This window comes from Bradyrhizobium sp. SUTN9-2, assembly GCF_003122645.1.
GTDB lineage: Bacteria > Pseudomonadota > Alphaproteobacteria > Rhizobiales > Xanthobacteraceae > Bradyrhizobium > Bradyrhizobium yuanmingense.
On the sequence record NZ_LAXE01000001.1, the window covers coordinates 651,467 to 676,531 of the forward strand.

At 64.4% G+C, this 25,065-nt stretch carries 22 protein-coding genes; 8 read left to right on the top strand and 14 right to left on the bottom strand.

Annotated elements, in window-relative coordinates; genetic code table 11:
• The first annotated feature begins 151 nt into the window (after positions 1–151).
• The 3 genes from XF30_RS03070 to XF30_RS03080 are packed head-to-tail and all read left to right on the top strand — an operon-like array spanning position 152 to position 4,394.
• Positions 152–793 (top strand): TetR/AcrR family transcriptional regulator, encoded by a 642-nt coding sequence (locus XF30_RS03070; RefSeq protein WP_109141875.1) that lies wholly within the window; start codon positions 152–154, stop codon positions 791–793.
• A complete protein-coding gene (locus XF30_RS03075) occupies positions 790–3,477 on the top strand; it encodes a molybdopterin-dependent oxidoreductase (protein ID WP_109141876.1) in 2,688 nt (895 codons plus the stop codon). Before XF30_RS03070 ends, XF30_RS03075 begins: the two co-directional genes overlap by 4 nt.
• Positions 3,474–4,394 carry an FAD binding domain-containing protein gene (locus XF30_RS03080; RefSeq protein ID WP_109141877.1) on the top strand — a complete coding sequence of 307 codons (921 nt, stop codon included), beginning with the start codon at positions 3,474–3,476 and terminating at the stop codon, positions 4,392–4,394. The genes XF30_RS03075 and XF30_RS03080 overlap by 4 nt, the downstream gene beginning before the upstream one ends.
• Before the next feature lie 101 nt (positions 4,395–4,495).
• Here XF30_RS03080 and XF30_RS03085 read toward each other — a convergent pair whose 3' ends face one another.
• The 3 genes from XF30_RS03085 to XF30_RS03095 are packed head-to-tail and all read right to left on the bottom strand — an operon-like array spanning position 4,496 to position 8,064.
• Positions 4,496–6,034 carry an AMP-binding protein gene (locus XF30_RS03085; protein WP_109145547.1) on the bottom strand — a complete coding sequence of 513 codons (1,539 nt, stop codon included), beginning with the start codon at positions 6,032–6,034 and terminating at the stop codon, positions 4,496–4,498.
• Positions 6,035–6,091: 57 nt separating this feature from the next.
• Positions 6,092–7,222 carry a DUF5938 domain-containing protein gene (locus XF30_RS03090; RefSeq protein ID WP_109141878.1) on the bottom strand — a complete coding sequence of 377 codons (1,131 nt, stop codon included), beginning with the start codon at positions 7,220–7,222 and terminating at the stop codon, positions 6,092–6,094.
• A gap of 38 nt (positions 7,223–7,260) precedes the next feature.
• Complete coding sequence (locus tag XF30_RS03095) at positions 7,261–8,064, bottom strand: SDR family NAD(P)-dependent oxidoreductase (RefSeq protein ID WP_057026597.1); 804 nt, start codon at positions 8,062–8,064, stop codon at positions 7,261–7,263.
• Positions 8,065–8,393: 329 nt separating this feature from the next.
• Between XF30_RS03095 and XF30_RS03100 the strand changes: the two genes are divergently transcribed.
• Entirely contained in the window at positions 8,394–9,029 is a 636-nt protein-coding gene (locus XF30_RS03100; protein WP_050991851.1) for a TetR/AcrR family transcriptional regulator, read from the top strand.
• Between the two features lie 96 nt (positions 9,030–9,125).
• Positions 9,126–9,752, top strand: coding sequence for a GNAT family N-acetyltransferase (locus tag XF30_RS03105; protein WP_109141879.1), 627 nt, complete (start codon positions 9,126–9,128; stop codon positions 9,750–9,752).
• A gap of 36 nt (positions 9,753–9,788) precedes the next feature.
• Here the strand turns inward: XF30_RS03105 and XF30_RS03110 are convergent, their stop codons facing one another.
• From XF30_RS03110 to XF30_RS03160, 11 genes are all read right to left on the bottom strand, one after another.
• Positions 9,789–10,628 carry an outer membrane protein gene (locus tag XF30_RS03110; RefSeq protein WP_109141880.1) on the bottom strand — a complete coding sequence of 280 codons (840 nt, stop codon included), beginning with the start codon at positions 10,626–10,628 and terminating at the stop codon, positions 9,789–9,791.
• Positions 10,629–10,859: 231 nt separating this feature from the next.
• A complete protein-coding gene (locus tag XF30_RS03115) occupies positions 10,860–11,882 on the bottom strand; it encodes a glycoside hydrolase family 5 protein (RefSeq protein ID WP_109141881.1) in 1,023 nt (340 codons plus the stop codon).
• A 13-nt stretch (positions 11,883–11,895) separates the two neighbouring features.
• Positions 11,896–13,167, bottom strand: coding sequence for an O-antigen ligase family protein (locus tag XF30_RS03120; protein WP_109141882.1), 1,272 nt, complete (start codon positions 13,165–13,167; stop codon positions 11,896–11,898).
• Between the two features lie 346 nt (positions 13,168–13,513).
• Complete coding sequence (gene ptsN, locus XF30_RS03125) at positions 13,514–13,975, bottom strand: PTS IIA-like nitrogen regulatory protein PtsN (RefSeq protein WP_063681444.1); 462 nt, start codon at positions 13,973–13,975, stop codon at positions 13,514–13,516.
• 221 nt (positions 13,976–14,196) lie between these two features.
• On the bottom strand, positions 14,197–14,802 hold the full coding sequence (gene hpf / locus XF30_RS03130; protein WP_109141883.1) for a ribosome hibernation-promoting factor, HPF/YfiA family: 606 nt from the start codon (positions 14,800–14,802) through the stop codon (positions 14,197–14,199).
• Between the two features lie 81 nt (positions 14,803–14,883).
• Positions 14,884–16,521: an RNA polymerase factor sigma-54 gene (gene rpoN / locus XF30_RS03135; protein ID WP_109141884.1), complete on the bottom strand. Its 1,638-nt coding sequence runs from the start codon at positions 16,519–16,521 to the stop codon at positions 14,884–14,886.
• An 89-nt stretch (positions 16,522–16,610) separates the two neighbouring features.
• On the bottom strand, positions 16,611–17,612 hold the full coding sequence (lptB, locus tag XF30_RS03140; protein ID WP_109141885.1) for an LPS export ABC transporter ATP-binding protein: 1,002 nt from the start codon (positions 17,610–17,612) through the stop codon (positions 16,611–16,613).
• 224 nt (positions 17,613–17,836) lie between these two features.
• Positions 17,837–18,538, bottom strand: coding sequence for an LptA/OstA family protein (locus tag XF30_RS03145; RefSeq protein WP_109141886.1), 702 nt, complete (start codon positions 18,536–18,538; stop codon positions 17,837–17,839).
• Positions 18,539–18,542: 4 nt separating this feature from the next.
• Positions 18,543–19,274: an LPS export ABC transporter periplasmic protein LptC gene (gene lptC / locus XF30_RS03150; RefSeq protein ID WP_109141887.1), complete on the bottom strand. Its 732-nt coding sequence runs from the start codon at positions 19,272–19,274 to the stop codon at positions 18,543–18,545.
• 166 nt (positions 19,275–19,440) lie between these two features.
• Positions 19,441–20,055: a ribonuclease D gene (locus XF30_RS03155; RefSeq protein WP_109141888.1), complete on the bottom strand. Its 615-nt coding sequence runs from the start codon at positions 20,053–20,055 to the stop codon at positions 19,441–19,443.
• A gap of 208 nt (positions 20,056–20,263) precedes the next feature.
• The gene (locus XF30_RS03160) at positions 20,264–21,574 is read right to left on the bottom strand and encodes a UbiA family prenyltransferase (protein ID WP_109141889.1); all 1,311 of its coding nucleotides are present in this window, start codon (positions 21,572–21,574) and stop codon (positions 20,264–20,266) included.
• A 274-nt stretch (positions 21,575–21,848) separates the two neighbouring features.
• Here XF30_RS03160 and XF30_RS03165 point away from each other — a divergent pair, with 274 nt between their 5' ends.
• The 3 genes from XF30_RS03165 (at position 21,849) to XF30_RS03175 (ending at position 25,051) form a co-directional block, all read left to right on the top strand.
• Positions 21,849–23,114, top strand: coding sequence for an MFS transporter (locus XF30_RS03165; protein WP_109141890.1), 1,266 nt, complete (start codon positions 21,849–21,851; stop codon positions 23,112–23,114).
• A gap of 189 nt (positions 23,115–23,303) precedes the next feature.
• The gene (locus tag XF30_RS03170) at positions 23,304–24,257 is read left to right on the top strand and encodes a Bug family tripartite tricarboxylate transporter substrate binding protein (RefSeq protein ID WP_158284323.1); all 954 of its coding nucleotides are present in this window, start codon (positions 23,304–23,306) and stop codon (positions 24,255–24,257) included.
• Positions 24,258–24,658: 401 nt separating this feature from the next.
• Positions 24,659–25,051 carry a lysozyme inhibitor LprI family protein gene (locus XF30_RS03175; protein ID WP_244608865.1) on the top strand — a complete coding sequence of 131 codons (393 nt, stop codon included), beginning with the start codon at positions 24,659–24,661 and terminating at the stop codon, positions 25,049–25,051.
• The last annotated feature ends 14 nt before the right edge of the window (positions 25,052–25,065 follow it).

Genomic DNA, 25,065 nt, shown 5'->3' on the forward strand with positions numbered 1-25,065 from the left:
CCGGGGGATCTCTGATCTGGTCCTCGGGCTTAATCCAGCTTGAAGTTCATTCGGGCCCTCAACGAGGACCAGAAAGCGAAGCGCAGCCCCGCACGAAACCGTCATCAATCCGTGATTTGACATTTCATTCTCATTTGTCAAATCTGACAAAATGCAGGCCAAGGCCCCTCCCCGGGACCGGATCCTCGACGCCGCCTTGCGCGTGTTCCGGCGCCACGGCTTCCGCCGCTCCTCGATCGAGCTGGCGGCGGAGGAAGCCGGGCTGACGCGGCAGGCGCTCTATCATCACTTCGCCTCCAAGGAGGCGCTGTTTCGCGCCGTGCTCGAGCGGATCTACGCGCAGGGGCTCGCTGCCGAAATCGCGGCAGCGAAGGCGGCGGAAGAAGCGGGCCTCGAGCTTGCCGACATCCTGGTCGCCGAGATCGGCGCGCGAATGCAGTCGCTGCTCGCTTCGCTGAAGGACTCGCCCCATACCGAGGAGCTGTTTTCCGAGCACCTCGCGCAGGCGCGCGATCTCTACCAGAGCTATTCCAACCGTTTCGCCGACGAGATCGCAACCACGATCGCGCGGGTGTGCCGCAAGCGAAAGCTTAACCTCGAAAGCGGCGTCAGCGTGCGCGAGCTCGCGCGCTGCGTCGAGATGGCGATCCACGGCACCAAATCCGCTTTCCCTTCCATGCAGCCGGTCGACGCGTTCCTGAAGCAGCTCGAGACCATGCTGCGCATGCTGATCGCCGGCGCGATGGCGCCGTCCGCAAAGAAGTCCCCACGCAAAACGGGAGTTCGAAAATGACCAGCACGACCATCAATGGACGGCCTTTGGTGCTGCCCGACGATCCGGATGCGCTCTTGATCGACGTGATCCGCGATGGCGGCCTCACCGGCACAAAACTCGTCTGCGGCTCCGGCGTCTGCGGCGCCTGCACCGTGCTGCTCGACGGCACGCCCGTCGTGAGCTGCCTGTTGCCGGCGCAGGCGGCCGCCGACAAATCGCTGACGACCATCGAGGGCGTCGGAGCGACCGGATTGCATCCGGTGCAGAAGGCGTTCATGGCGCACGATGCCCTGCAATGCGGCTTCTGCACGCCCGGCTTTGTCGTCGAAGCCACCGCCTTCCATGACAGCTGGCGCGCGACCAAGGGCGCGGCGACACCCTCACGCGAGGAGATCGCCGCCGCGCTATCTGGACATCTCTGCCGCTGCGGCGCCTATGAAGGCATTTTTCGCGCGGTGGCGGAGGCTTGTTCAGGCCGCTTCGACGGCAACGAGCCCATCGCGCCGCGGCTGGAAGCCCGCGACAAGGTGACGGGACTGGCCCGCTACACGGTCGACATTCACCATGACGGCCAGCTCGAAGGCGTCATCCTGCGCGCGGACGTCGCGCATGCGAGGATCACCGGGCTCGATCTGGCGCCGGCGCGCGCCATTGCCGGTGTTGCCGCAGTCGTTCCGCTGCTCGACGATGACAACATGGTCCGCTTCGTCGGCGCGCCGATTGCAGCCGTCGCGGCCAAGGATCGCCGCACCGCACTGCAGGCCATCGCCGCGATCAGCTTCAAGCCCGAGCCTTTGCCCGCTGTGATCGGGCTCGATGCAGCGCGACGCGACGATGCACCAGTCGTGTTCGAAAAGAAGGACCGCAAGCGTGCCGGCAACGTGTCCGAGGGCGCAGGCGGCGCTCCGGTGTCGTGGAAGGGCAATGTGCGCGGGCCCTCGGCGCCGTTCTCGCAGAAAGCCAAGCGCGCCAAGAGCTGGCTTGACGAGGCGCGCCAGCAACGCAATCCGCTGCTGGTCGAGGAGACCTTTCGCGTCTCGACGCAACAGCACGCAAGCCTCGAACCACATGCCGCCGTGGCCAGGTTCGATGGCGATCAGCTCATTGTGCACATCTCGACCCAGGCCATCCACGAGAGCATGGAGAAGCTCGCCAAGCGTTATGGCCTTCCGCACGACAAGGTGCGTGTGATCGCCGATCACGTCGGCGGCGGATTCGGCTCCAAGGGCAGCGTTGGGCTGGAGACCATCGCCGCGATCGAGCTTGCGCGCGCCGCGAAGGCGCCGGTGCGCGTCGCCTTCGATCGTGAAGAGGAGCTTTCCGTCACCGGCTACCGTCCGGCCGCCGAGCTGAAGCTGTCCTTGCTGCCTTCTGCGGAAGGCCGCCTCAAGGCGCTGTCGCTCACCGCCCATGCCGATACCGGCGCCGCCGTGAACTCGCTGATCGCGGGCCTGGCGCGGCTGATCTATCCGGCCGAAGCAAAGGAGCTCGTCGACTTCGACGTGCTCAGCAATTTGCCGCCCGGCGCGCCGTTCCGCGGCCCCGGCGGTCCGCCGATGTCGTTTGCGCTGGAGCAGGCGGTCGACGAAGCCGCACTGCGCATGAAGGTCGATCCGATTCAGCTGCGCAAGCTCTGGGACCCCGATCCCAACCGCCAGCGACTGTACGACTGGGCTGCCGGCCTCGACGTCTGGAAGAGCCGCAAGCCAGCCGCATCGCAGACCGGCCGCTACCGGCGCGGCGTCGGCGTCGCCACCGGTTACTGGCTCTATCTCTGGCAGACCGGCTCCTCGGTCGAACTCGCGATCAAGGGCGGCCGCATCGTCGCAAGCTGCGCGGTCCAGGATATCGGCACGGGCACACGCAGCGTGATCGCGAACACCGTCGCGAAGGCGTTCGATCTCGAACCGCATGATGTGGACGTTCGCATCGGCCGCTCCAGCCTGCCCCGCGGACCGGGTTCCGGCGGCAGCCGCGTCACCGCCTCAGTGGTGCCGCCGACCTTGCTCGCCATCGACAAGCTGAAAGCGGAAATCAGGCGCACCGCGTCTCGCACACCTGCTCCGGGCTCGAACGCGCCGTGGCGCGAGATGATCGCGGCTTCTCCTGATATCGCCGTGTCGGCCAAGCGCCAGGAGGACGGCAAGCCGCCGCCCGGCGTCAGGCCCGCGCTGCACGAGGCGGGCATCATGGGCCGGGTGTTCGGTTGGGTGCTGCGTCTGATGAATCACATGGTGGTGGGCGCCGGCGTGCCGAGCTCGGTGCAGGTGATGGAAGTCGAGGTCGATACCTGGCTCGGCCATGTGCGCGTGCTCAACGCCTATACGGGCCTCGCGGTCGGCAAGCTCGCCGCGCCGACGCTGGCGCGAAGCCAGGCCGCGGGCGCGGTGATCCAGGGCATCGGCTACGCGCTCTATGAGACGCGGGAGACCGATCCCTCGAGCGGCCACATCCTGAGCGGCAGCATGGAGGATTACCGCATCCCGGGGATTGCCGACATGCCGAAACTGGACGTGCATTTCGACGAGGCCGGTTTCGAGCATGTGCCGGGCGGCAGCGTCGGCATCGGCGAAGTCGCCACCGTGCCGACCTCGCCCGCGATCGCTAACGCCATTCGCGATGCGATCGGCGTGAGACTGACCGAAATTCCGTTCCGGCCCGATCGTCTTGTGGCCGCGCTGAAAGGGAGGGATGCAGCATGAGTGTCGCCGTCATCACCGCCAATCCCACGCCTGAATTCCGCGCCGGAGGCACCGACTTCAGCGAACGCCGCCGCAGCGGCGTGTCGCAGGGAATGCTGATCGATATCTCGACCAGCGGCGACAAGACGATCAGCTGGGGAGCCGATGGAGCGGCCCGGATCGGCGCGCTCGCCACCATCGCCACGATCGCGACGGACGCTCGCATCCTCGCCGCTTATCCCGGCATTGCGGCGAGCGCGCAAGGGCTCGCGACGCCACAGGTGCGCAACGTTGCCACGCTCGGCGGCAATCTCGCGCAGCGTTCACGCTGCTGGTATTTCCGCCGGGCCGACATCAATTGCCTGAAGAAAGGCGGCAGCACCTGCCCTGCCCGTTCCGGCAATCATCTCTATGGCGTTGCCTTCGATCTCGGACCGTGCATCGCGCCGCATCCCTCGACCATGGCGGCGGCTCTGCTCGCCTATGATGCGACCATCACCACGGACCGGCGCAGCGGATTGACGATTAGCGGTCTCCTCGGCGACGGCTCGGTCGCGCACGCCGATCATACACTCGCAGCAGGCGAGATGATCAAGAACATTGCGCTTCCTGCTCCGCATCAAGGCGAGCGCGCTTCCTACAAGCGGGCGATCAGCCGGACCTATGCGGAATGGCCGCTGGTGGAACTCTGCGCCCGCGTCGTGATCGCCGGCGGCAAGTTCCAGCTGGTGCGTCTCGCTGCCGGCGGCGTCGCGCCCGTGCCGCTTCGCCTCACCGCCGTGGAAGTCCAGCTCAGCGGCAAGCTTACCAATGCGGCATCGATCGCAGAAGCGGCGAAAGCGGCGAGCTCAGGTGCCAAGCCATTGCCGATGACGGCCTACAAGCTCGATCTCCTGCAAGGGCTGGTGCGCGACGTGCTGGAGCGGCTTTCGGACTAAAGCGCGATGAGAATGGGATGAATCATCATCGCGCTTTAGGTTGTTGTTCACGCATGATCTCTCCGGAAAAGCGCTTCGCACTTTTCAGGATCATGCTTTAGCTAACCGCCTGAGCGATCTGCCAGCCGCGCGCGGATATCCGGCTTCAGCACCTTGCCGACCTTGGAGCGCGGCAGATCGTCCCAGACTTCGATCTGCTTCGGTGTCTTGACGCTGCCGATCCGCTGCTTGACGAAGGCCGCCAGCGCCGTCGCATCGACGCTCTGGCCGGCACGGGGCTGCACCACGGCAACGATACGCTCACCCCATTTCTCGTCCGGAAGGCCGATCACGGCGCAATCCTGTACCGCCTCATGCGCCCGCAGCGCGTTCTCGACCTCGATCGAATAGACGTTGAACCCGCCGGTGATGATCATGTCCTTGGCGCGATCGACGATGTAGAGGTAGCCATCGTCGTCGATGTAGCCGATGTCGCCGGTGTGGTGCCAGCCATGCGCGGAGGCCTCCGCCGTGGCTTCGGGATTTTTGTAGTAGCCTTCCATCACCAGCGAGCCGCGAACCACGATCTCGCCGCGTGAGCCGGTCGGCAGCAAATTGCCGTCGCCATCCATGATGCCGGCCTGCACCAACGGGCTGATCCGCCCCGCCGAGGCGAGGCGCTCCATCGCGATCGTGCCATCGGCATTGTAATGCTCATCCGGTGCCATCATCGAGATCATCATCGGCGCTTCAGTCTGACCGAACAACTGCGCCATGGGCCCGATGCGCCGCAGCGCCTCCGCAAGCCGTGCGGCCGAGATCGGTGCCGCGCCGTACCAGAAGCATTGCAGAGACCCGAGCTTCGCCGAGTCGAGCTTGGGATGATCGAGCAGCATGTAGATCAATGTCGGCGGCAGGAAGGTGTGCGTGACATGGTAGCGCTCGATCAATTCGAGGAATTCCGCGATGTCGGGGCGATGCATGATCACGATGCGACCGCCGAGCGCCATAATCGGGAAACACAGCACACCGGCCGCATGGGTCAACGGCGCGAGCGCGAGATAGGTTGGACGGCCCTTGAAGGGATAGCCCATCAGCGTCAGTGCCGTCATGGCCTCGATGTTGCGACCCGACAGCATGACTCCCTTCGGCTTTCCGGTGGTGCCGCCGGTGCCGGGAAGCATCGCGAGATCGTCCACCGTCTCGCGTTGATATCGGTCGGCGGACAGGCCCGCGAGCCAGCTGTCGAACGAGGGCGCGAAGGGCAATTCGGCATCGAGGCAGACGAGGACACGCAGCTTCGGCAGCTCTGCACGCACCGCCTCGACCATCGGCGCGAAGCTCGAGTGAAACAGCAGCAGGCTGCAATCGAATTGGTCGAGGATGAGCCGGTTTTCGGCCGCCTCGTTGCGCGGATTGATCGGGCACCAAACCGAGCCCGCGCGGGAAATACCGAACACGCATGCAAACGCGACCGGATCGTTGCCGGAAAGGATTGCGACCTTCTCGCCGGCAGCAATACCCGATCGCGCGAGCCCGCGCGCGACGCGGTAGCTCAGCTGCTGCACCTCGCGATAGCTGAGATCGCGACCGTCCATGGTCAGGCACGGCGCATCAGCGCCGAGCGAAGCACCTTTGTCGAGGTAATCGATAAAGCGCATGGCCAATCCCGGAAGCAGCTGGCGGGTGGCGCGCGGCCGCGCCACCCGCGATCTTGCTCAGTCGTGCACGGTGAGGATTGGTTTGCTGACCAACCCGAAGCTGCGCAGCTGGCCGAGGAGCTCGTGGTGACCGAATGCCTGGCAGCCGGAGGCGAAGCCCACGCGCTTGGGCGGCTGCTGCAGCAGGTGCGCCGCTGCATAGGCCTGCAGCAAGCCGGTCTGCTTGTAATTGCTGTTGCCGTTGATGACGCAGTGCGCGCGCCCGAGCGGGCCGGAGGCGTGCACCGAATCCAGCGACTTGTTGACACGTGGGTTCTCGCGCGGCGGCATGGTGTTCATCACGCCGGCGGCGGTCTGCGCCAAGGCGGCGTAGCGGTCATCGGGGTTCATGTCCTTGGTCGCGTCCAGCGCAGCGGCGACGATCTGCGGCACGCCCAGCATCAGCGCGCGGTTGAACACACCGCCCAGCACCTTCACGTTGGCCACGCGCGGATCGCGCTTGAACCACACCGGGTGCGAGGTGCCGCCCCAGGGCAGCGCCAGTGCGAGCTCATGCTGGCCGGGGATGGCGAGGTTGTAGAGACCGGCATCCACCTGATGCTCGACATACTTGTTCTGCTCCAGATAGTAGGCCTTTGCCATCGCGGCGTTGACCAGGATGGTCTGCGTCGAGGCGATGGTCGGGCTGCCGCCCCAGAACACGGCGATATCGAGCGTGTCGAGGCCGGGCGTCTCCAGGCATAGCTGCGCGGCGATCTCGCCGGTGGTGTACATCTGCGCGATGCCCGGCGCGAGCAGCAGGCCGGCATTGGCGAACTTCGTGCCCCATTCCTGCTCGAGCGTGATCAGCCAGTCCTGCTCGCCGGTGGTGTCGGTGTAGTGGCATCGGGACGCCCAGCAGGCCTGCACCACCTCGGCGCCGAACCTGGCGAAGGGGCCCACGGTGTTGAGCACCACCGAGGCGCCGTTGAACAGCTCCGTCAGTGCGCTCACGGTGTGCGGCACTTCCACCACCTCGTAGTCGGCGGTCTCGATACCGGCCACGTTCGCTTTCATTGCGGCGTTGAGCTTCTCCGCGCTGCGCCCCGCGGCGATGAAGGGGATGTTGTACTCGCGTAAGTATTCGCAGACCAGGCGGCCGGTGTAGCCGGACGCGCCATAGACGATGACGGGCTTCTTCGCGCTCATTGTCGTTCCTCCGAAATGTTCGTTGTCGGGTTTGCAGCTCACATTCCCATGCCGCCATCGACCGGCAGTCCGATGCCGGTGATGAAGCGGGCTTCGTTCGAGCACAGGAACACCGCAGCATTGGCGATGTCGCCGACCTCCGCGAGCTTGCCGAGAGGCGTCTGCTCCACCACCGAGCCGACCGCGGCGTTGACGTCGGGCGCGAGACCGATCTTGACGATGTCGTTGGCGAGCTGCAGGCCCATGTCGGTCGGGATCAAGCCGGGATAGATGCAGTTGACGCGGACGCCATAGCCGAGCTTGCCGGCCTCCATCGCAGCGACCCGTGTCATGCGATCGACCGCAGATTTGGTGCCGGAATAGACCGCGATGCTCGGGAAGGCGATCGTCGCCGCGACAGACGCGATGTTGACGACCGCGCCGCCTTTGCCCGCCGCTCCACCCGGCCGCATCGCGCGGAAGGCGTGCTTCATGCCGAGCACGGTGCCGACGATGTTGACGTCGCACATCCGCCGCGCATCCTCGGCCCTGATCTCGCTGACCAGCGACGTGATCTCAATGCCGGCATTGTTGATGAGGATGTCGTAGCCGCCGAGGGTGGCGACCGTCGCAGCAGTCGCTTTCTCCCACTGCGCATCGTCGGCGACATCGAGATGCACGAAGCCGGTCTTCACTCCGAGCCTGGCGATCTCGCCGGCGCTATCCTTGCCGACGTCATCGAGAATGTCGCCGATCATGACCGCCGCACCGGAGCGCGCCAGTGCTTCTGCAATAGCCGCTCCTATCCCGCGGGCTCCGCCGGTGACCAGGGCTTTGCGGCCATCAAGACTCTTCTCACTCATCGCACGTCCTCCCTTTGCTTGGACTGATCTGTTGGACTGATCTGTTGGACTGATCTGTTCGCTGATGATCGGTGCGTGCTGGGTTGGCAGCACGGTGCCGGCGCGGTTGCGCAACGGCATGCGAGTCCGTTCCGGCGGCGCGGCGCCGGCGGGTGCATTTCCTCCATTTGCTGACGTCTTGACGACTGTCCAAATTTCTTGGCGCGCACACTCCTCCCGGAACTTGACAGTTGTCAAGGAAAAAATTTGACAGTTGTCAAAGAGGATGGTCTGTAGACGATGACCGACGACGTGATCGTGGTGACCAAGAGACGGGAGACAGCGCGACGATGGCGCGGCAAGCGACAGGAGCGGCGAAGCGAGAGGCCGTGGCGGAGATCGTGCGGGACGACAAGTTCAACGCGCGACGCATCGAGCTTGCCGAGGCGGCGCTCGAAACGCTTGGAGAGCTCGGCTTCGCCCGGACCAGCCTGCGGGAGATCGCGCAGAACTCGGCGTTCACGCACGGCGTGTTCCACTATTATTTCAGCGACAAGCTCGACCTGATCTGCTGCTGCGTTCGCCACTACAAGGCCAAGTGCGTGACGCGCTATGACGAGGTCGTCGCGACAGCGACGAGCCGCGACGAATTGACGGAGGGCTTCCTCGCCAAGCTCGCAGCAACGCTGCAGAACGAAGCCCGCATGCACCGGCTTTGGTACGATTTGCGCTCGCAGGCGATGTTCGAGGCGGCGTTTCGCAAGGATGTCCTCGAGATCGACAAGAGCCTGGAAGCGATGATCTGGCGCATTGCCTCGCGGTATGCCGAGCTCGGCGGCAAGCGGCCGGCGTCGTCGCCAGGCGCGCTCTACGCGCTGTTCGACGGTCTGTTCCAGAGTGCGCTGCTCAAGCACCTCGCGGGTGACAAGAGGGCGGTCCCCGAACTGCTCGATGAAGTCCGGCGCCTGCTGCCGACGGTCTGCTGACGCGCACGAGCGGCGCCCACGAAGGCGTCGCCGCTCGAGGCCTGCACGTTGCGCCATCCAAATTGATCGTCCGACTCGAAACTGCTTAGATGCGGCATGCCGCCGAAAGTCGAACGTCTGCCCAAGCAGCAATTGTGGTTTCCGGCCGGGCGCTATTTTCTGCGCACCATCAAGCGCGATGACGCCTCGCAGCGCTGGGCGGACTGGTTGTCCGATCCCTGGACCGTGCATGTCCTCAACACGTCACCGCGCGCGATGACCAAGGCGGAGATCGCCGACTACATCAAATCCTTCGATCAGCGCGAACGGCTCCTGCTCGGGATATTCGAGCGTGGCAGCCGCAGCCATGTCGGCTTCATCCGCCTCGACATCAACGCGGCGGCGAGCGAGGCGCTCGTCAGCGCCGTGATCGGAGAAAAGGAGCACCGCAATGCCGGAGCGACGGTGAACACCTTCATTCCGCTGCTCAGGTTCGTGTTCGACGATCTCAAGCTGAGCCGCATCCGCGCGTTCGTGCTGGAGCGCAATCAGACGACCATTCAATATCTGTCCAAGCTCGGATGGACGCTCGAGCCCGAACCCGAAAAACCGGTGCGATCGCATACGGATGGATCGCTTCTGGTATTGCGTCGGATGATCTGGGACCGGCCCGGTTTCCAGGCCTGGTTGAAGAGCCCGATCGGGCAGCGGATCGTGAATCGCATGGAAGCGGCGCGAGGTTGAGCCCCGGCCGCTCCCTTTGTCTGCTTAAGCGATCAATCAGTACTTCGCGACGACGGGTGACCCGCCGAACCGATAGTTGATACCTACCTTCACGATATCGATGTCCTGACGAATATCGATCAACGCGGTGGTGGCGGCGGCTGGATTGGCGAATCCCACGCGCTTGCTGTCGAAGCCGTAGTGAGTGTACTCGACCAAGGCCGACCAGTTCGGGGCGAAGGCCCACTCGACACCGGCACCTGCCACCCAGCCGACACGATCGGTGCTGGCGCTTGAATTGCAGGGCTCAAAAACGAGGAATCCCACACCGGGACAAAAGAAGCCGCCAATCGACGAGAAATTGTTCAGATTGTATCGGTCATGCGCAAACCCGACGCCGCCCTTGCCATAAACGAGCACGCGATCCCATGTGTAGCCGACCCGACCCGTGACGCTGGCGACCCAGTCGGTGCGGCTCGATAGAGTGGCGGGCGCGCCGGTCTTTCCGGCGAAGAAGGGATCGTTGGCGGTGCCGTGAAGATCGGTGGCCGTGAAATCGCCGGCAATCCCGAGCACCCAGTTGCTGGCAAATTGGTAGTCGCAACCTACCTGAGCGCCTCCTACAATTCCGACGTCTCCGTTCACCCCAATGCGATCACCAGGCACACTGCCTATGGTCATTGCAGGCGAGATGACCGCCCCCGTTCCGATGCCGGGATCCGTGAAGCCCGTTCGGCTCGCCCCGCCGCCGACATGACCCCCGATATAGCAGCCGGTCCAACTGAAAGGCACGGCCGCCGCAACCGGCGCTTTCGTGTAGGGACGAGCTCCCAGATCGGCACCTTGAGCAGAGCCTGCGACAATCAGAGCCGACGTCGCCAGCAGCAGTCGTTTCATTCGTCACCCCCGAAGCAATCAGCGATAGAAATCTCCGGTAAGGTACATCGGCCGGCCTCCGCGCGCTGTATTCGAGGAGCAACACTCCGATACATTTGGTACTTCGATACTGTTTGATCACAACGCGCCGCAACACGGCGCCTTAAGCCTGATGACGGCGCTCCAGGCTGAACTATCCGATCGTCGGATGGCTTCGCACCGGCGCGGCCGAGTTCAGGTCACGCCCCTGCCTCACCGCACCGCCGGAATCAGCGCCCGCATGATCTCCGGCTTCCAGCTTTGACGCGCGCTGTCGAAGGCTGCGAAATCATGATCGAATTGCCAATAGGCCCAGGCCCAGCCGAGCCGCTCCGCGCTTCGCGCCACGAACGACAGATATCTCGTCCGTGCTTCGGCTGGCGCGGCCTCGTACACGCCGAACTCACCGAGATAGATCGGACGCTTTTCCCGTTCGGACCAGGAGCGGATCTTGTCGAAATCGGCGCGCGCCTTCCGTTCGTCCTCCGGCGTGCCCCAATCAAGCGGGCCTATTTGCGAGAACGTCGGCGACCACGGTGCGCCCTGATGGGTGAAGCGGATCGGCGCGTAATAGTGAAACGTGACGATGAGATTTCGGTCATCCGACGGCAGGACCAGGTCCTCGACGGGCATCTCATCGACGTTGAGAACCGCGGCGATCACGGGCCGCCGGGGGTTGGTGGCGCGGATGATGTCGAGGCACTCGTTCAGAAGGGCGTTCCAGGCGGCGGACGTCATCTGCCCACCCGGCTCATTGAGCACCTCGAAGACGAGCCTCGGATATTTTCCGGCATAGCGCGCGGCGATTTGCGTCCAGAACGCTTTCAGCTTCGCGGCGCACTCGGAGACGTCGCGCTGACAGACATGGGTGTCGTGCTCGTCCAGGATGGGAATGAGATTTTTGGCGAGCACCTCCTCGATCACCGCATCGAGCCGCCTCAAGACGACTTCGTCGAGCGAATTCCCGGGGTTCATGAACTTGAAGCCGAAGAAATTGATCCGGACATGCGAGAACCCGGCGCGTTTGATCGCGGTGAGGTTGTCCAGGCGAAACGGCGCGTTCCGGCCTCCCTCCCAGATGCCGTCATAGCCGAGGATGTTGATGCCCCGTCCCAATTTTGGGGGAGCGGGCGCGTGGGCCTGCGCTTTTGCTTCGGCCGGAAAGCAGATCCCAAGCACGGACAGCGCCAGGGCGAGGCCGAAAGTGACCGACCAGCGGACGCAGATGGCATTCATCCTGCCTGCCCCATCATTGCTGCGGCACAGGCCGGCAGACCGCGAAGAAGAATGCGACGAGCAGCACCGAGGTGAACATTGTCGAGCGAAGAAACATCGTCTCCGTGAAATTTGATTGAAAGCTGAGGACGACGAATCCGATGATGAGAGCGCAGTGGCGACGGTCGATCGACCGCGTGGCGATCAGGTACAGGACCTTTTCCGAGAACAGATAGACGCTCGCCACGAACAGCACGTATCCCAGGAATCCCGTTTCCATCGCCACCGCGATGTAGCCGCTATGATAATTGTCCAGCACCCAGCCGTGGTTCTGGTTGAAATAGTCGTAAATCGCAGGGCGCGTCCAGAACCCGTTGATGCCGAAACCCAGCAGCGGCGCATCGTTGAAATGGCCGATGGCGTACTGCCAGATGAAGGTGCGCTCGGTCAAATTGATGGTCGATTCGCCGAGATGGATGGAATCGTACCCTGTCACATAGAAATACAGGATCAGCAGCGCAGCGAGGATGCACATGACGACCGGCAGCACCGCGTAAATCCTCATGCAGCGGATCGACCATAGCGAGGTCATGAGCAGTGCACCGGCGGCAATTGCAACGGCGCCGGCACCACGGGATTCCGAGGCGATGACGCATGTCGATGCCAGGAGAAAGGTCAGCAGAAAAAATGTCCAGCCCTGGCCCGTCATCTTCTGATAGCAGGCAAAGAACATCAGGTAGGCGCTGATGAAGCCGAGGGTCTGCTTCGATTCATAGATTCCCTGCCACTGGCCGTTGTGCATCCAGCTCTGATCGACGCCGATCTCGGGCACGAAAACCGCACACAAGGCCGAGGCGGCGACCAATATGAAGAGCCCCAGCGCCGTCGCTCCGACGATCTCGTCGACGTCGATCCGCGTAATGAGGCAGTACGCACCGAAGGTCGTCATCACGAGGGCCGCGCTCTTCATGATCGCCGCGGCGGCGAGGCCGCTCCAGAGCACGGAGACAGCGGCGAGAGCATAGAATGCGACCAGTGCGATGAAATCGGGATTGGGCTGCACGCGCAGGCAGGGTCGCACGAAGGCACTGGCGTAGATCAGGATGACCCACATCAGGAGCGCAACGGCCTGTTGCACGAAGCTCCATTCTGCGGGAAGCAGCGCGGGGTTGAACACGCCCATCGACGCGATCACGTTGACGGTGATCGAGCCACGCATCACGATTCTGGCGAGCTTTTCCACGCCGACGCCGGGCGCTTGCCAGATCGCGCTGTCGTCCTCCTCGGAATCGGGCAGGCTGGTCATGAGCTGACCGCCTGAAACACGGCGGATCTTGCCTCGCCGCGCACCACCGGCGCCGTCGCACGCGCGCCTGCCGCGGGCATCGGCCGATCGAGGCCTGATTCCCAGGGCCATTCTCCCGCCGCGGCCGCAATGCGCAACGGCGTCATTCCATTCCCAGTCACGTCCGCTCAGTCCACAGCTTCGAACGGCTCTCAGCGGATGTTGGCGCCGCCCAATGTGCCGTGCGTCTCAAGCGGGAAGATTGTCGTAGCTTCTACCTTTGAGATCAAGGTGGCATGACGGGACGCTGCCCTCACAATCAGGTGCGAGACACGATCGGGCCTTGACCGGCGAGAAGGACGGGAGGTTACGCCGCGGTCGCCGGCGGCAGCGCCAGCACGGAATAAATCGCCTGCGCATCGCGCGAGGCGCGGAGCTTCTTGGCGATGTCCTGGTCGCGCAGCAGGCGGGCGATACGGGCGAGCGCCTTGAGGTGATCGGCGCCGGCGCCTTCGGGGGCCAGCAGCAGGAAGACGAGATCGACCGGCTGGCCGTCCATCGCCTCGAAATCGATCGGACGATCGAGCCGCGCGAACAGGCCGAAGATCTTCTCGAGCTTGGGCAGCTTGCCGTGCGGAATGGCGACGCCATAGCCGACCGCGGTGGTGCCGAGCTTCTCCCGCTGCAGCAGCACCTCGAACACCGCGCGCTCGTTCTGCCCGGTCAGCTCGGCGGCCTTGGCCGCGAGCTCCTGCAAGGCCTGCTTCTTGCTGTTGACTTTCAATGCCGGGAGAATCGCCTCGGGTGCGACCAGATCGGTAATCGGCATGGAAGCTTTCCGAGGTGAATTAAACCGTCAGGTTCCGATTTGGCCGGCTTGATAGACCAAGCTCGGCCGGCGTCAATAACATGAAGCAGGAGGCGGACTTAGCCCCGATCCAGATGTGGGGGGCTTCTACTCCAACGCAATCCCGGTGCCAACTCCTGCGTACGGCTTTGCCCCCGTCATTGTTAAGGGCCGGGATGGTACGGGCGCCGGCTGGCGGGGCCTTAGCCACCGGCTTGGCCGTCCACCTTGGCTCCCGGCGGGTCGATCCAGCCCACATTGCCGTCCGCCCTGCGGTAAATGATGTTCACCCGGCCGGACGAACCATGCTGGAATACCAGGCAGGGTGCCCCGCTGAGGTCGAGTTCCATGACGGCTTCGCTGACCGAGAGCCGCTTCAGCGACGTGGTTTGCTCCGCGATGATCACGGGGCTGTAGCCGGCGACTTCCTCTTCGCCCTCTGCCGGCGCTTCCAGCACATAGCTGGTGGCGTCGAGCGCTGCCATTGCCTCGGAGGCGGCATGGGCCTTGCGAGCGGAGCGATCCTTGAGCCGGTTCTTGTAGCGCCGCAGCCGCTTCTCGATCATCACCAGCGCCTGGTCGGCGCTGGCATAGGCATCCGGTGCGTTCGAATCGGCTTCCAGCGTGATTCCCGAATCGAGATGCAGGGCGCAATCGGTGCGAAAGCCGAAGCCGTCCTTGCTCAGCGTGATGTGGCCGGAATAATTGCCGTCGAAATATTTGCGCAGCACCTCGTCGGTGCGATCGGCAACGCGGCCGCGCAGGGCCTCCCCGACGCTGATGCTCTTTCCCGAGATTCTGAGAGTCATGTGATGCCTCGCTTGGTTGGTGCCCAGCTTGGATCGGTCTCGATGGGGTATCGAGAGTAGCGCGATTTGGCGCCAGCGCAATCAGGCCGGTTCGGGATTGCGGGAGCGATCGGACAAGGCGGTAGAGAGGACGTTACCAAGAGCGCTCTGCTTGTCGCGGCGGCGTTGCACCGAGGAAGGTATGCGCATGGCTTCGCGGTACTTCGCGACCGTGCGGCGGGCAATATCAATGCCCGAGGCGCGCAAGCGTTCCACGATGGTGTCGTCCGACAGGATCGCGGAGGGCTCCTCCGAATCGATCAGCTGCTTGATGTGGTGACGCACCGCTTCCGCCGAATGCGCTTCGCCCCCGTCGGCCGAGGCGATCGAGGCCGTGAAGAAATATTTCAGCTCGAACGTGCCGCGGTTGGTCGCCATGTATTTGTTGGCGGTGACACGCGACACCGTGGATTCGTGCATCTGGATAGCGTCGGCGACGGCCTTCAGATTGAGGGGGCGCAAATGGGCGACACCGTGGGTGAAGAACCCGTCCTGCTGGCGCACGATCTCGGTCGCCACTTTCAGGATGGTGCGGGCGCGCTGGTCGAGCGCGCGCACGAGCCAGGTCGCGTTCTGCAACGCATCGGTGAAATAGGACTTGTCGCCGTCCTTGCCGATCTTCTTCGACAGCTCGGAATAATAGGTCTGGTTGACCAGCACGCGCGGCAAGGTGTCGCTGTTGAGCTCGACATGCCAGCCGCCGTCGGGACCCGGGCGGACATAGACGTCGGGCACCATGGTCTGCAGGCGCGCCGAGCCGAACTTCATGCCGGGCTTGGGATTGAGGCGGCGGATCTCGCCGATCATGTCGGCGATGTCCTCGTCGTCGACGCCGCAGATCTTGCGAAGAGCCGCGATGTCGCGCTTGGCGAGCAGATCGAGATGCTCGACCAGTGCCTGCATCGCGGGGTCGTAGCGGTCGAGCTCGCGCAGCTGGATCGCCAGGCACTCGCTTAAAGAGCGCGCGCAGACCCCGGGCGGATCGAATTTCTGCAGCACCGCGAGGACGTTCTCGACCTCGGCTTGCGACGCGCCGAGACGCTCGGCGGCCTGGCCGAGATCGGGCGGCAGATAGCCGGCCTCGTCGACGAGGTCGATCAGGTACTGGCCGATCATGCGTTGCGCGGGCGCAGTGAAGGCGACCGAGAGCTGCTCGGCGAGATGGCCCGACAACGTTGTCTCGGCCGCGACAAAAGCTTCGAGATTGTAGTCTTCGTCACCGGAGGCGCCGCCGCCCCATTCGGTATAGGTGGTCGGCGCGGCATCCTGGGCGTTGCGCGCGGCCGCCTCGGCCGGCTCCTCGGAGAAGACGTTGTCGAGGCCGGTGTCCAGGGTCTGCTCGATCTCGGCGCGGGTGCCGAGATCCTTGCTCATCCATTCTTCCTGACCCGGCTCGAAACCTTCCGCGCTGCCGCCGAAGCCGTCCTCGCCCTGGCCATCGCCATGACCGTCACCTTGACCGCCCCCGGAATCGCCGTAATTGCCGGCCTCGGCCGAAGCTTCGCCCGCGGGGGCCTCGTCACTGGCGCGTTCCAGCAGCGGGTTTCGCTCGAGCTCCTCCTCCACGAAGGTCGTGAGATCGAGATTGGACAATTGCAGCAGCTTGATCGCCTGCATCAGCTGCGGCGTCATGACCAGCGACTGCGACTGCCGGAACTCTAATCTCTGCGTAAGCGCCATGAAGCAAGAACCGTTCCCAAAAATGGTCCGATTTTTGCTTATCCTAGTCTGAGCCCGATGTACACGTCTTGACGAAACGCAAAAACGGGCTAGAGGCGGAATTCCTCGCCAAGGTAAAGGCGGCGCACGTCCGGATCGGCAACGATCTCATCCGGAGTTCCCTCCGTCAAGATTTCCCCGGCATAGACGATATAGGCACGGTCCGTGAGGCCGAGCGTCTCGCGGACATTGTGGTCGGTGATCAGCACGCCGATGCCGCGGTTGGTGAGATGGCGGACGAGATCCTGGATGTCGCCGACCGCGATCGGGTCGATGCCGGCGAAGGGCTCGTCGAGCAGCATGTAGTTCGGCCGCGTCGCCAGCGCGCGCGCGATCTCGACGCGGCGGCGCTCACCGCCGGACAGCGCGATCGACGGTGATTTCCGCAGCCGCGTGATGTTGAACTCGTCGAGCAGGGAGTCGAGCTGCTGCTCGCGCTTCTTGCGCGAGGGCTCGACCACTTCGAGCACGGCGCGGATGTTCTGCTCGACGGTGAGGCCGCGGAAGATCGAGGCTTCCTGCGGCAGATAGCCGATGCCGAGCCGGGCGCGCTGATACATCGGCAGCTTGGTGACGTCGTGGCCGTCGAGCTCGATCGCGCCGCGATCGGCCTTGATCAGGCCGGTGATCATGTAGAACACGGTGGTCTTGCCGGCGCCGTTCGGGCCGAGCAGGCCGACGGCTTCGCCGCGGCGCACATAGATGCTGACGCCGCGCACCACCTGGCGGCTGCCAAAGGCCTTTTCCACGCTATGCACAGCCAGGAATCCGGGCCGCTTCAACAGCTGCGGCGCGCCGGCGCCGTTGGACCTGGCAGCCGTGCGGACGGGATGAACCGCCTGCGGACGCGGCTCGGCCTCATAGTCGGCCTCGTAGTTACCTTGGAACTGGTCGGGCGCACGGGGCTGGTCGCGGGCAATCGGCGCGTCCCTGACAGGGCTGGGCACGAGGCCGCCGACGCTGTCACCGAGCGCAGTGATGTCCTGACGCGCAAATCCTGGCCGGCCGCGCTTGGCGGGGCGCCGACGGAACATGCTGAAGAGATCGACCATCCCCGCCTTCTAGCCTTTGGCGTCGTCTTGCGCGAAATCCGCGCGATCTGTCGCGCCAGCCTGAGCGATTGGCCGACGCAGCATGGGTGAAGGAATGTCTCATGCCCAGTGAAACACGCCCGAAAAGCGGCGGACCCCGCTTCGAAAGCCCTGCGCGCTAGATACAGGCTCGCCGGGCAGGCTTCAACCCTCGGTTCGGCCGCATCCGAACCAAGCCGTTGAATTCATTTTGGTTTACTTGCACCGGGTAACTGCAAAGGCGGCGCGCCGCCGGGCTTGCCCGAACCGCAATCGTTGCTGGAGCCCTGCGGCAGCAGGACCTGAACCCGGCCGCTGTCGGATTCCACACGTGACACGCCGGTCGTCATATCGACAGTCAGCCGATCGCCCCGCATGACGTTCTTGCACTGGGTCATGACGACTTGGCCCGAGCCCCCGCCGAACATGGTGATCAGGTTGGTCTTGGTGTCGAACACGGCGGTCTCCCCCGTCACCACCTGGTCCTTCTGGGTGACCACGACATTGCCGCGCGCCTCAAGCCGCTTGATCGAGGAGCTGCCGCCCGGCCCCGGCTGCGCCGACTGCATTGGCGCCGATTTCGTGCCCTTCGCCGCGGGCTGCGGCGCGGCCGGCTTGTCGCCCCCGGAGTCATAGAACACCACCAGCGTCTTCGAGGTCATGGTGGTGTCGCCCTGCACGACCTTCACGTTGCCGGAGAAGGTCGCCTCCTTCTTCTTGTCGCGCATCTCGAGCGCGGCGGCTTCGATCTGGATCGGCTGATCGCGGTTCTGCGAAAAGCCCTGCATCGCGTTGGGCACGCCCTGCATCGTGCTCTGAGCAAGGGCCGCCCCCGTGGCGAGCAGCGCGAGGCCGATAGCGAGCGCGGCCTTGCTGACAAAAGCGTCGCGCAGAAAACAGGTCATCATGAAATCACTTCGAATTGGCAGACTTGTTCTGAGGCGTGCGTGTCTTCGTCGGTGCCGGCTCGGGCGGTGGCGGCTGCGTTGCGGCGGGCTCGTCGAGCTTGTCGAGGTGCATCACCACATTGCCCTCGAAGCGGATGACTTCGCCACCTTCGGTAATTCGCAGGCGATCCGCGCTCAGCGTGCCGTTGGTCAGCTTGACGTCGACGCGCTCGTCCGAGGAGACCGTGCCCTTGCCCATGTCGACGAAGGCCGAGTTCAGCCGCGCCTCATAGCCGGTCGAGGTGCGCAGCAAGATGTCCTTGCGCAGGTCGAGCTGCTGCTGCTTGTTGTCGAAGCGGCCGGTGCGGGCATCGAGGAACAGCGTCGACTTGTCCTCCATCAGCACTTTCGCACGCAGGTCATTGAGATCGACATGATCGGGATCGGTGATGTCCTGCGTCGCGGTCTTGGCCCAGAGTTCGTAGGGCCGCTGGTCCGGCGTGTAACCGGCGAGGTGCGGCGATTCCATCGTGATCTTGGTGCCCGACACCACCAGATTTCCGGAGTCGAGCGGCAGCTTCGGCATCAGCATGCGGAACGGATTGAAGATCGAAACGCCGACGATGACAGCCATGGACAGCAGCACCGCACCGGGGACTGCGATGCGCAGAATCCGCACCAGGCGGCTGTGGCGCGCCGCGCTGGCAAACTTCGCCGCAAGCGCGGCGTCGTAGGTTGGGTTCTGGGCCGAGTTCACCGGGGTTCCTACTTACCTGTCTCCTGACGGATTGCTCGCCGTGTCCGGTCGAGGGGGGCGCACCCCATTCTATCCGGCGCCGCCCAAATATGCAGCCGGCGACAGGCCGTTACGAAAGTGTCCGAAACGGGGCGGCAGGGTCAGGCTAACCGCCGCGCGGGGGCGTTCAGGAGTGCGCGAAAATGTCCTCCTCCGCCCAGCCCTGGAGGTCGAGCAGAGCGCGGGTCGGCAGGAAGTCGAAACAGGCCTGCGCCAGCTGGCTGCGGCCTTCCCGCACCAGCATGGCGTCCAGCCGCTCGCGCAAGGCATGCAGATGCAGCACGTCGGAGGCGGCGTAGGCGAGCTGCGGCTCGGTCAGGCTGTCGGAACCCCAGTCACTGGACTGCTGCTGCTTGGAAAGGTCGATGTTGAGTACCTCGCGGACGAGGTCCTTGAGGCCGTGGCGTTCGGTGTAGGTGCGGGTCAGGCGGGAGGCAATCTTGGTGCAATAAATCGGCCCGGTCATCACGCCGAAGGTCTGGTACAGCACCGCGACGTCGAACCGCGCGAAGTGGAAGATCTTCGTGACCGCCGGATTGGCGAGCAGCGCCTTCAGGTTCGGCGCGTCGGTGTGGCCCTTGGGGATCTGCACCACGTCGGCGCTGCCGTCGCCCGGCGAGAGCTGCACCACGCAGAGCCGGTCGCGGTGCGGGTTCAGCCCCATGGTCTCGGTGTCGATCGCCACCGCTCCGGTGTAGCGGGACAGGTCGGGCAGGTCGCCGCGGTGCAGGCGTACGGTCATGAAACCCTCGGGTCGAATCGGTGCGTCGATATCATAGGCTAGAGCATGATCCGGAAAAGTGTGCAGCGGTTTTCCGAAAAGATCATGCTCAATCAATAACCTAAAGCGCGATGACGATTCATCTTAATCGCATCGCGCTTTAGTCGAATGGATCGCGATGTAGCCAGTCGCAACAGGTCACGCAAGCGGCCGTGACCTTACGGGCGGGTCAGATCGCAGCGAGCATGATGCAGATCATCGCCGCGACTGCGGTGCGGCTGGGGCCGTCCCGGAACGCATACAGGATCGGATCGTCCGGCATCTCGCGGCGATGCGCCATCATCAGGGCACGGCCGAACCAGTACAGCAGCAGCGGCGTGATCAGCCACAGCATCCAGGGGCGGCTGTAGAGCGGCGTCACCGCCGAGGACGAGACGTAGAGCGAGAACACGGTCACCGCGTTCATGGCGCTCGCCGCCGCCATCGCGGCGATGACGTTAAGGCCGGTGACACGGTAGTCGCGGTTGGAGGGATCGGCGAGGCCCACGCTCTCGCGCATGCTGAGCTCGCTGAAGCGCTTGATGAGGGCGAGCGAGGTGAACACGAACAGCGAGAAGATCAACAGCCATTCCGACAGCACTACGCCGACACCGACAGCGCCGGCGACGATGCGAAGCGTATAGAGGCCGGCAAGCGTGACGATGTCGACCAGCATCTTGCGCTTGAGCACGAGCGAATAGCCGATCGTGGTGGCGAGATAGAGGCCGAGCACGCCGAGAAATAGCGGCGAGATGCAGAGGCTGGCGGCGAGCGCGAGCAGCCACAATGCAGGAATGGCCGACAGCGCCGACGAGATCGGCAAATCGCCGGCCGCGAGCGCGCGGTGGCGCTTGCTCGGATGCTGCCGGTCGGCGGCGAGATCGAGCAGATCGTTCATCAGATAGGCGCCCGAGGCGCAGGCCGAGAACGCCAGGAACGCGAGCAGCGCGTAGCCGAGCGTCGAAAGGTTCAGCTGATGCGCCGTCAGCGCGGGCACGAAAACCAGCGTGTTCTTGGCGTATTGATGGACTCGCAGCGCCTTCACCCAGGTGGCGAGGCTGGCTCTGCGGACCTCGCGATGTTCGATGCGCGCGATGGAGGCGCGATCGAACGGCACGCGGCCCGCCGCGAGATCGGCGTGCGTGACGACGCCATCGAAGCCGAGATGCGCTGCGATCGCCGCGGCATGAGCGGCGAACCGATCCGCGACGAGATAGATCTTCTCGCCGCGCGCCCGTGCCGCCAGCGCCCGGTTCATCACATCGGAATCATAGGGCAGATGGGCGTAGTCGATCTCGGCCCGCGCCAGGATCGCCGTGAGCGCCGCCATCCCGGCCCGTCCGCCCGCGCCGAAGCGCGCCAGCATGCGGCCGGGGCTGGAGAACAGCGCCTCCATCAGCAGCTCGGAACGCAGCAGCGCGCCTTCGAGGTCGATGACGAGGGTCAGGCCCGCCGACGGCTCGGACACGCCAGGATCGTACTGCGGGGCACGCTGCTCCATCCGAAAACGCTCTGACTTGCCGTGACATGACCGGCATTCGGCCGGGGGAGCAGGAAATTGGACGGCCAACCCTATGGGAACATTCACTAAAGGCGACTTAATTTGCCTGGGAAGGTGGGACGGCTTTCGCCTCAGGCGCTGTTGCCCGGATCCCACAATCCGGCGCGAGCTTCCTATCCCGGCAGAACTTTTGCTTCGCGTGCCGTGGACATCGTCCCGACCCACCCTATCTGCCAGTTTCCCTCGCCGGGGGGCCCACCCTGAATCAGGTGCCATGACCGAACCAACGCTCGCTGCGCCGATCGACGACCAGCGCCCGCGCGGATTTTCGCGCTACCAGGTGCTCCTGATCGCGCTGCTGGCGCTGACGCAGTTCACGATCATCCTCGACTTCATCATCATGTCGCCGCTCGGCGCCATCCTGATGCCGTCGCTCGGCATCACGGCGGGGCAGTTCGGCGTCGCGGTGTCGGCCTACGCCTTCAGCGCGGGGTTATCGGGCATCCTCGCCGCCGGCTTTGCCGATCGTTTCGATCGCAAGCGCCTTTTGCTGTTCTTCTATGTCGGCTTCGCGCTGGGCACGCTGCTCTGCGCAATGGCGCCGAACTACCATGTGCTGCTGATCGGCCGGATCGTGACCGGATTGTTCGGCGGCGTGATCGGCGCGGTCGTGCTCGCCATCATCACCGACCTGTTTCCGCTGCAGATGCGCGGTCGCGTGATGGGAATCATCCAGACGGCGTTCGCCGCCAGCCAGGTGCTCGGCATTCCCGCCGGCCTGTTTCTCGCCAATCACTGGAGCTGGCATGTCTGCTTCATCGCCATTGTCGTGCTGTCGATCGTGACGATCGCGATCATCGCCTTCGCCATGGAGCCGGTCGATGCACATCTGAAGCTGAAGCAGGACAGAAACCCGTTCCGCCATCTGGTCGCGACGGTCGGTGAGCCGCGCTACACGCTCGCCTTCGCCGTCACGACGCTGCTGGCGACCGGCGGCTACATGCTGATGCCGTTCTCCAGCGCCTACACCGTGCACAATCTCGGCATCGACATCACGCATCTCCCCACGATCTATCTCGTCTCCGGCCTGTTCAGCATCGTCACCGGGCCGCTGGTCGGCAGGGCGAGCGACGCGTTCGGCAAATATCCGACCTTCGTGTTCGGCTGCGCCATGACCGTCCTGATGGTGCTGATCTACACCCATCTCGGTCACGTCTCGCTGGCAACCGCCATCATCGTCAACGTGCTGATGTTCGTCGGCATCTTCTCGCGCATGATCCCCTCGCAAGCGCTGATGTCGGCGATCCCGGAGCCCGGCCAGCGCGGCTCGTTCAGCGCGGTCAGCGCCTCGCTGCAGCAACTCTCCGGCGGGCTCGGCTCGGTGCTCGCCGCCGCGATCATCGCGCAAGGCGCGGACGGCGCGCTGCTTCATTTCGACCGGATCGGCTACGTCGTCGTGACCACGACGATCGTCACGCTGGTGATGATGTATTTCGTGCAGAAGGCGGTGGCGGAGCGGACGGGGAAGCGGGTGGTGTGAGGGGGAGAGGAGCCGCCGTCCGAATGCGTTTTCCGCGTGGTGGAAGTCACCTGCTTTGTTGCGGACACAGTGCCACACGTCACGCAGCCACGTTCTTCGCTAGTTTCATCCGATCGGTCCTCGCGACTCGACAAGAAACAGCAAGACCAAGGGCGGGAAATGAGAAAGCTGACACGACGAACATTCGTGATGGGTTCGGCCGTCGCGTTGTGCGCGCCGGCTGTAAGGACCGAGGCGCAATCCGCGTGGCCGTCCAAATCGATCAGGATCATCGTGCCCTATCCACCGGGCGGCCAGACCGACGGCATCGCGCGCGCGTTCGGCGATTTCCTGGCGCGGCAGGTGGGCAAGCCGGTCATCGTCGAGAACAAGGGCGGCGCCGGCGGCGTCATCGGCGTGGCAGAAGCGAAACGCGCCGATCCGGACGGCACCACCATCCTGTGCACGATCTCGTCGTCGCTGATCCAGAACCGCGTCACGGTAAGAGACCTGCCCTACGATCCCGAAAATGATTTTACCTATCTGACGATGGTCATCGGCGCTGGCGGTCCGGTCGTGGCGGCGAAGAAGACCGGCGCGACCAACCTGCGCGAGTTCATCGAATACTGCAAGAAAGTCGGCAGCGTGAACTGGGGATCCTATGGCGTGGGCTCGACGCCGCACGTCCTGATCGAGACGATCGCCAAGCAATACGGCATCAAGGTTCAGGTCATCCAGTATCGCGGCGAGGCGCCGATGTGGAATGACGTCGCCGGACAGACGCTTGATGGCGCCGCCGGTAGCTATGCCGCAGCCGCGCCCGTCATCCAGGCCGGCACCGGCAACCTGATCGGCGTGGTCGGCACCCGTCTGCCGCCCCATCCGGACACGCCGACCATGACCGAGCAAGGCGCCGTCGGCGACTTCTACAATCTGCGTCCCTTCACCACGTTTGCGGTGCCGTCCGGCACGCCGCAGGATATCGTCGATCGCCTCTCGCCGCTGCTGATCCAAGCCGGAACCGATCCGAAAGTTCAGCAGATGCTGAACAACTTCATCCTGTCATCGCCGGCCGATTTCGAAACGACAAATCGGATCTTCAAGCGCGACAGCGACGTGATGCTCCGCATCCTGGGCGATCTCGGCGTCAAGCCGTCGGATTAGCCGCGTCGCGGCCTAGCAGCCCAGTGCGCTTCTGCTCCTCGTGGCTCTCCGTATTCGGCGCCCAGCCGACATCGAGCGGATCATGGCGACACTCCGGGCGTCTGCCGGCGTGTCAAATGCACGGTCGTCGTTGCGGAGCCGCCCAGATGGTTTCCAGATATGACGTGCAGAAGGCGGTGGCGGAGCGGACCGGGAAGAAGGTGGTGTGAGGAACGGCTCCTGCTCCACATTCGGGTGAACCCACGCCGGGCCTCCGGTGACCAAGGTTGCATCGATGCGCCGAACGGAGATCTCCCGTGAAATTCAAGCTTGCCGCCGCGATTCTCGCCGCAGGCCTCCCGCTGGCATCGATGGCTTTCGCCCAAGACACCGCCCAGAGCACCGCGCCAGCCGACCTTGCCGTGATCGATGCCTGCCTGAAGAAGGTGGAGAAAACCGGCGGTTTCGGCAGCGCCTGCGTCGGGCTCGTCGCCGACCCCTGCATCAAGGCGGCAGAGGGCGCGAATGACGATGTCGCCAGATGGAAGGCCTGCGCGGCGCGCGAACTCGCCGTCTGGACGCAGAAAACCAGTGAGGCGCTGAAGAAGGTTCAGGCCGGCGGGTTCGCCGACGCGATCAAGGCCGTCAATGACTCGCAGAAAGTTTTCGCCGCCTCGCGTGATCGCCTCTGCGCGGTCTTCGACAACGTCGACCCCGGCATGTACCGGGGCGGCGCGAGCTACTGCCGCCTGCGCGAGACGGCAAACCGCTCGCTGAGCCTGATCAAGCTCGGCGCTGCGGTCAACGAGCACTGAGGCCTCTTAGGCGG

Bases quoted from the DNA above. Each gene is read 5' to 3' on its own strand.
- XF30_RS03145 (WP_109141886.1), bottom strand. From the start codon at position 18,538: ATGATGACCTGTTTTCTGCGCGACGCTTTTGTCAGCAAGGCCGCGCTC.
- XF30_RS03075 (WP_109141876.1), top strand. From the start codon at position 790: ATGACCAGCACGACCATCAATGGACGGCCTTTGGTGCTGCCCGACGAT.
- XF30_RS03115 (WP_109141881.1), bottom strand. From the start codon at position 11,882: ATGAATGCCATCTGCGTCCGCTGGTCGGTCACTTTCGGCCTCGCCCTG.
- XF30_RS03095 (WP_057026597.1), bottom strand. From the start codon at position 8,064: ATGAGTGAGAAGAGTCTTGATGGCCGCAAAGCCCTGGTCACCGGCGGA.
- lptB (WP_109141885.1), bottom strand. From the start codon at position 17,612: ATGGTCGATCTCTTCAGCATGTTCCGTCGGCGCCCCGCCAAGCGCGGC.
- XF30_RS03090 (WP_109141878.1), bottom strand. From the start codon at position 7,222: ATGAGCGCGAAGAAGCCCGTCATCGTCTATGGCGCGTCCGGCTACACC.
- XF30_RS03100 (WP_050991851.1), top strand. From the start codon at position 8,394: ATGGCGCGGCAAGCGACAGGAGCGGCGAAGCGAGAGGCCGTGGCGGAG.
- XF30_RS03155 (WP_109141888.1), bottom strand. From the start codon at position 20,055: ATGACCGTACGCCTGCACCGCGGCGACCTGCCCGACCTGTCCCGCTAC.
- XF30_RS03080 (WP_109141877.1), top strand. From the start codon at position 3,474: ATGAGTGTCGCCGTCATCACCGCCAATCCCACGCCTGAATTCCGCGCC.
- XF30_RS03085 (WP_109145547.1), bottom strand. From the start codon at position 6,034: ATGCGCTTTATCGATTACCTCGACAAAGGTGCTTCGCTCGGCGCTGAT.
- rpoN (WP_109141884.1), bottom strand. From the start codon at position 16,521: ATGGCGCTTACGCAGAGATTAGAGTTCCGGCAGTCGCAGTCGCTGGTC.
- XF30_RS03170 (WP_158284323.1), top strand. From the start codon at position 23,304: ATGGGTTCGGCCGTCGCGTTGTGCGCGCCGGCTGTAAGGACCGAGGCG.
- ptsN (WP_063681444.1), bottom strand. From the start codon at position 13,975: ATGCCGATTACCGATCTGGTCGCACCCGAGGCGATTCTCCCGGCATTG.
- XF30_RS03070 (WP_109141875.1), top strand. From the start codon at position 152: ATGCAGGCCAAGGCCCCTCCCCGGGACCGGATCCTCGACGCCGCCTTG.
- XF30_RS03105 (WP_109141879.1), top strand. From the start codon at position 9,126: ATGCCGCCGAAAGTCGAACGTCTGCCCAAGCAGCAATTGTGGTTTCCG.
- XF30_RS03120 (WP_109141882.1), bottom strand. From the start codon at position 13,167: ATGACCAGCCTGCCCGATTCCGAGGAGGACGACAGCGCGATCTGGCAA.
- XF30_RS03110 (WP_109141880.1), bottom strand. From the start codon at position 10,628: ATGAAACGACTGCTGCTGGCGACGTCGGCTCTGATTGTCGCAGGCTCT.
- XF30_RS03160 (WP_109141889.1), bottom strand. From the start codon at position 21,574: ATGGAGCAGCGTGCCCCGCAGTACGATCCTGGCGTGTCCGAGCCGTCG.
- XF30_RS03165 (WP_109141890.1), top strand. From the start codon at position 21,849: ATGACCGAACCAACGCTCGCTGCGCCGATCGACGACCAGCGCCCGCGC.
- hpf (WP_109141883.1), bottom strand. From the start codon at position 14,802: ATGACTCTCAGAATCTCGGGAAAGAGCATCAGCGTCGGGGAGGCCCTG.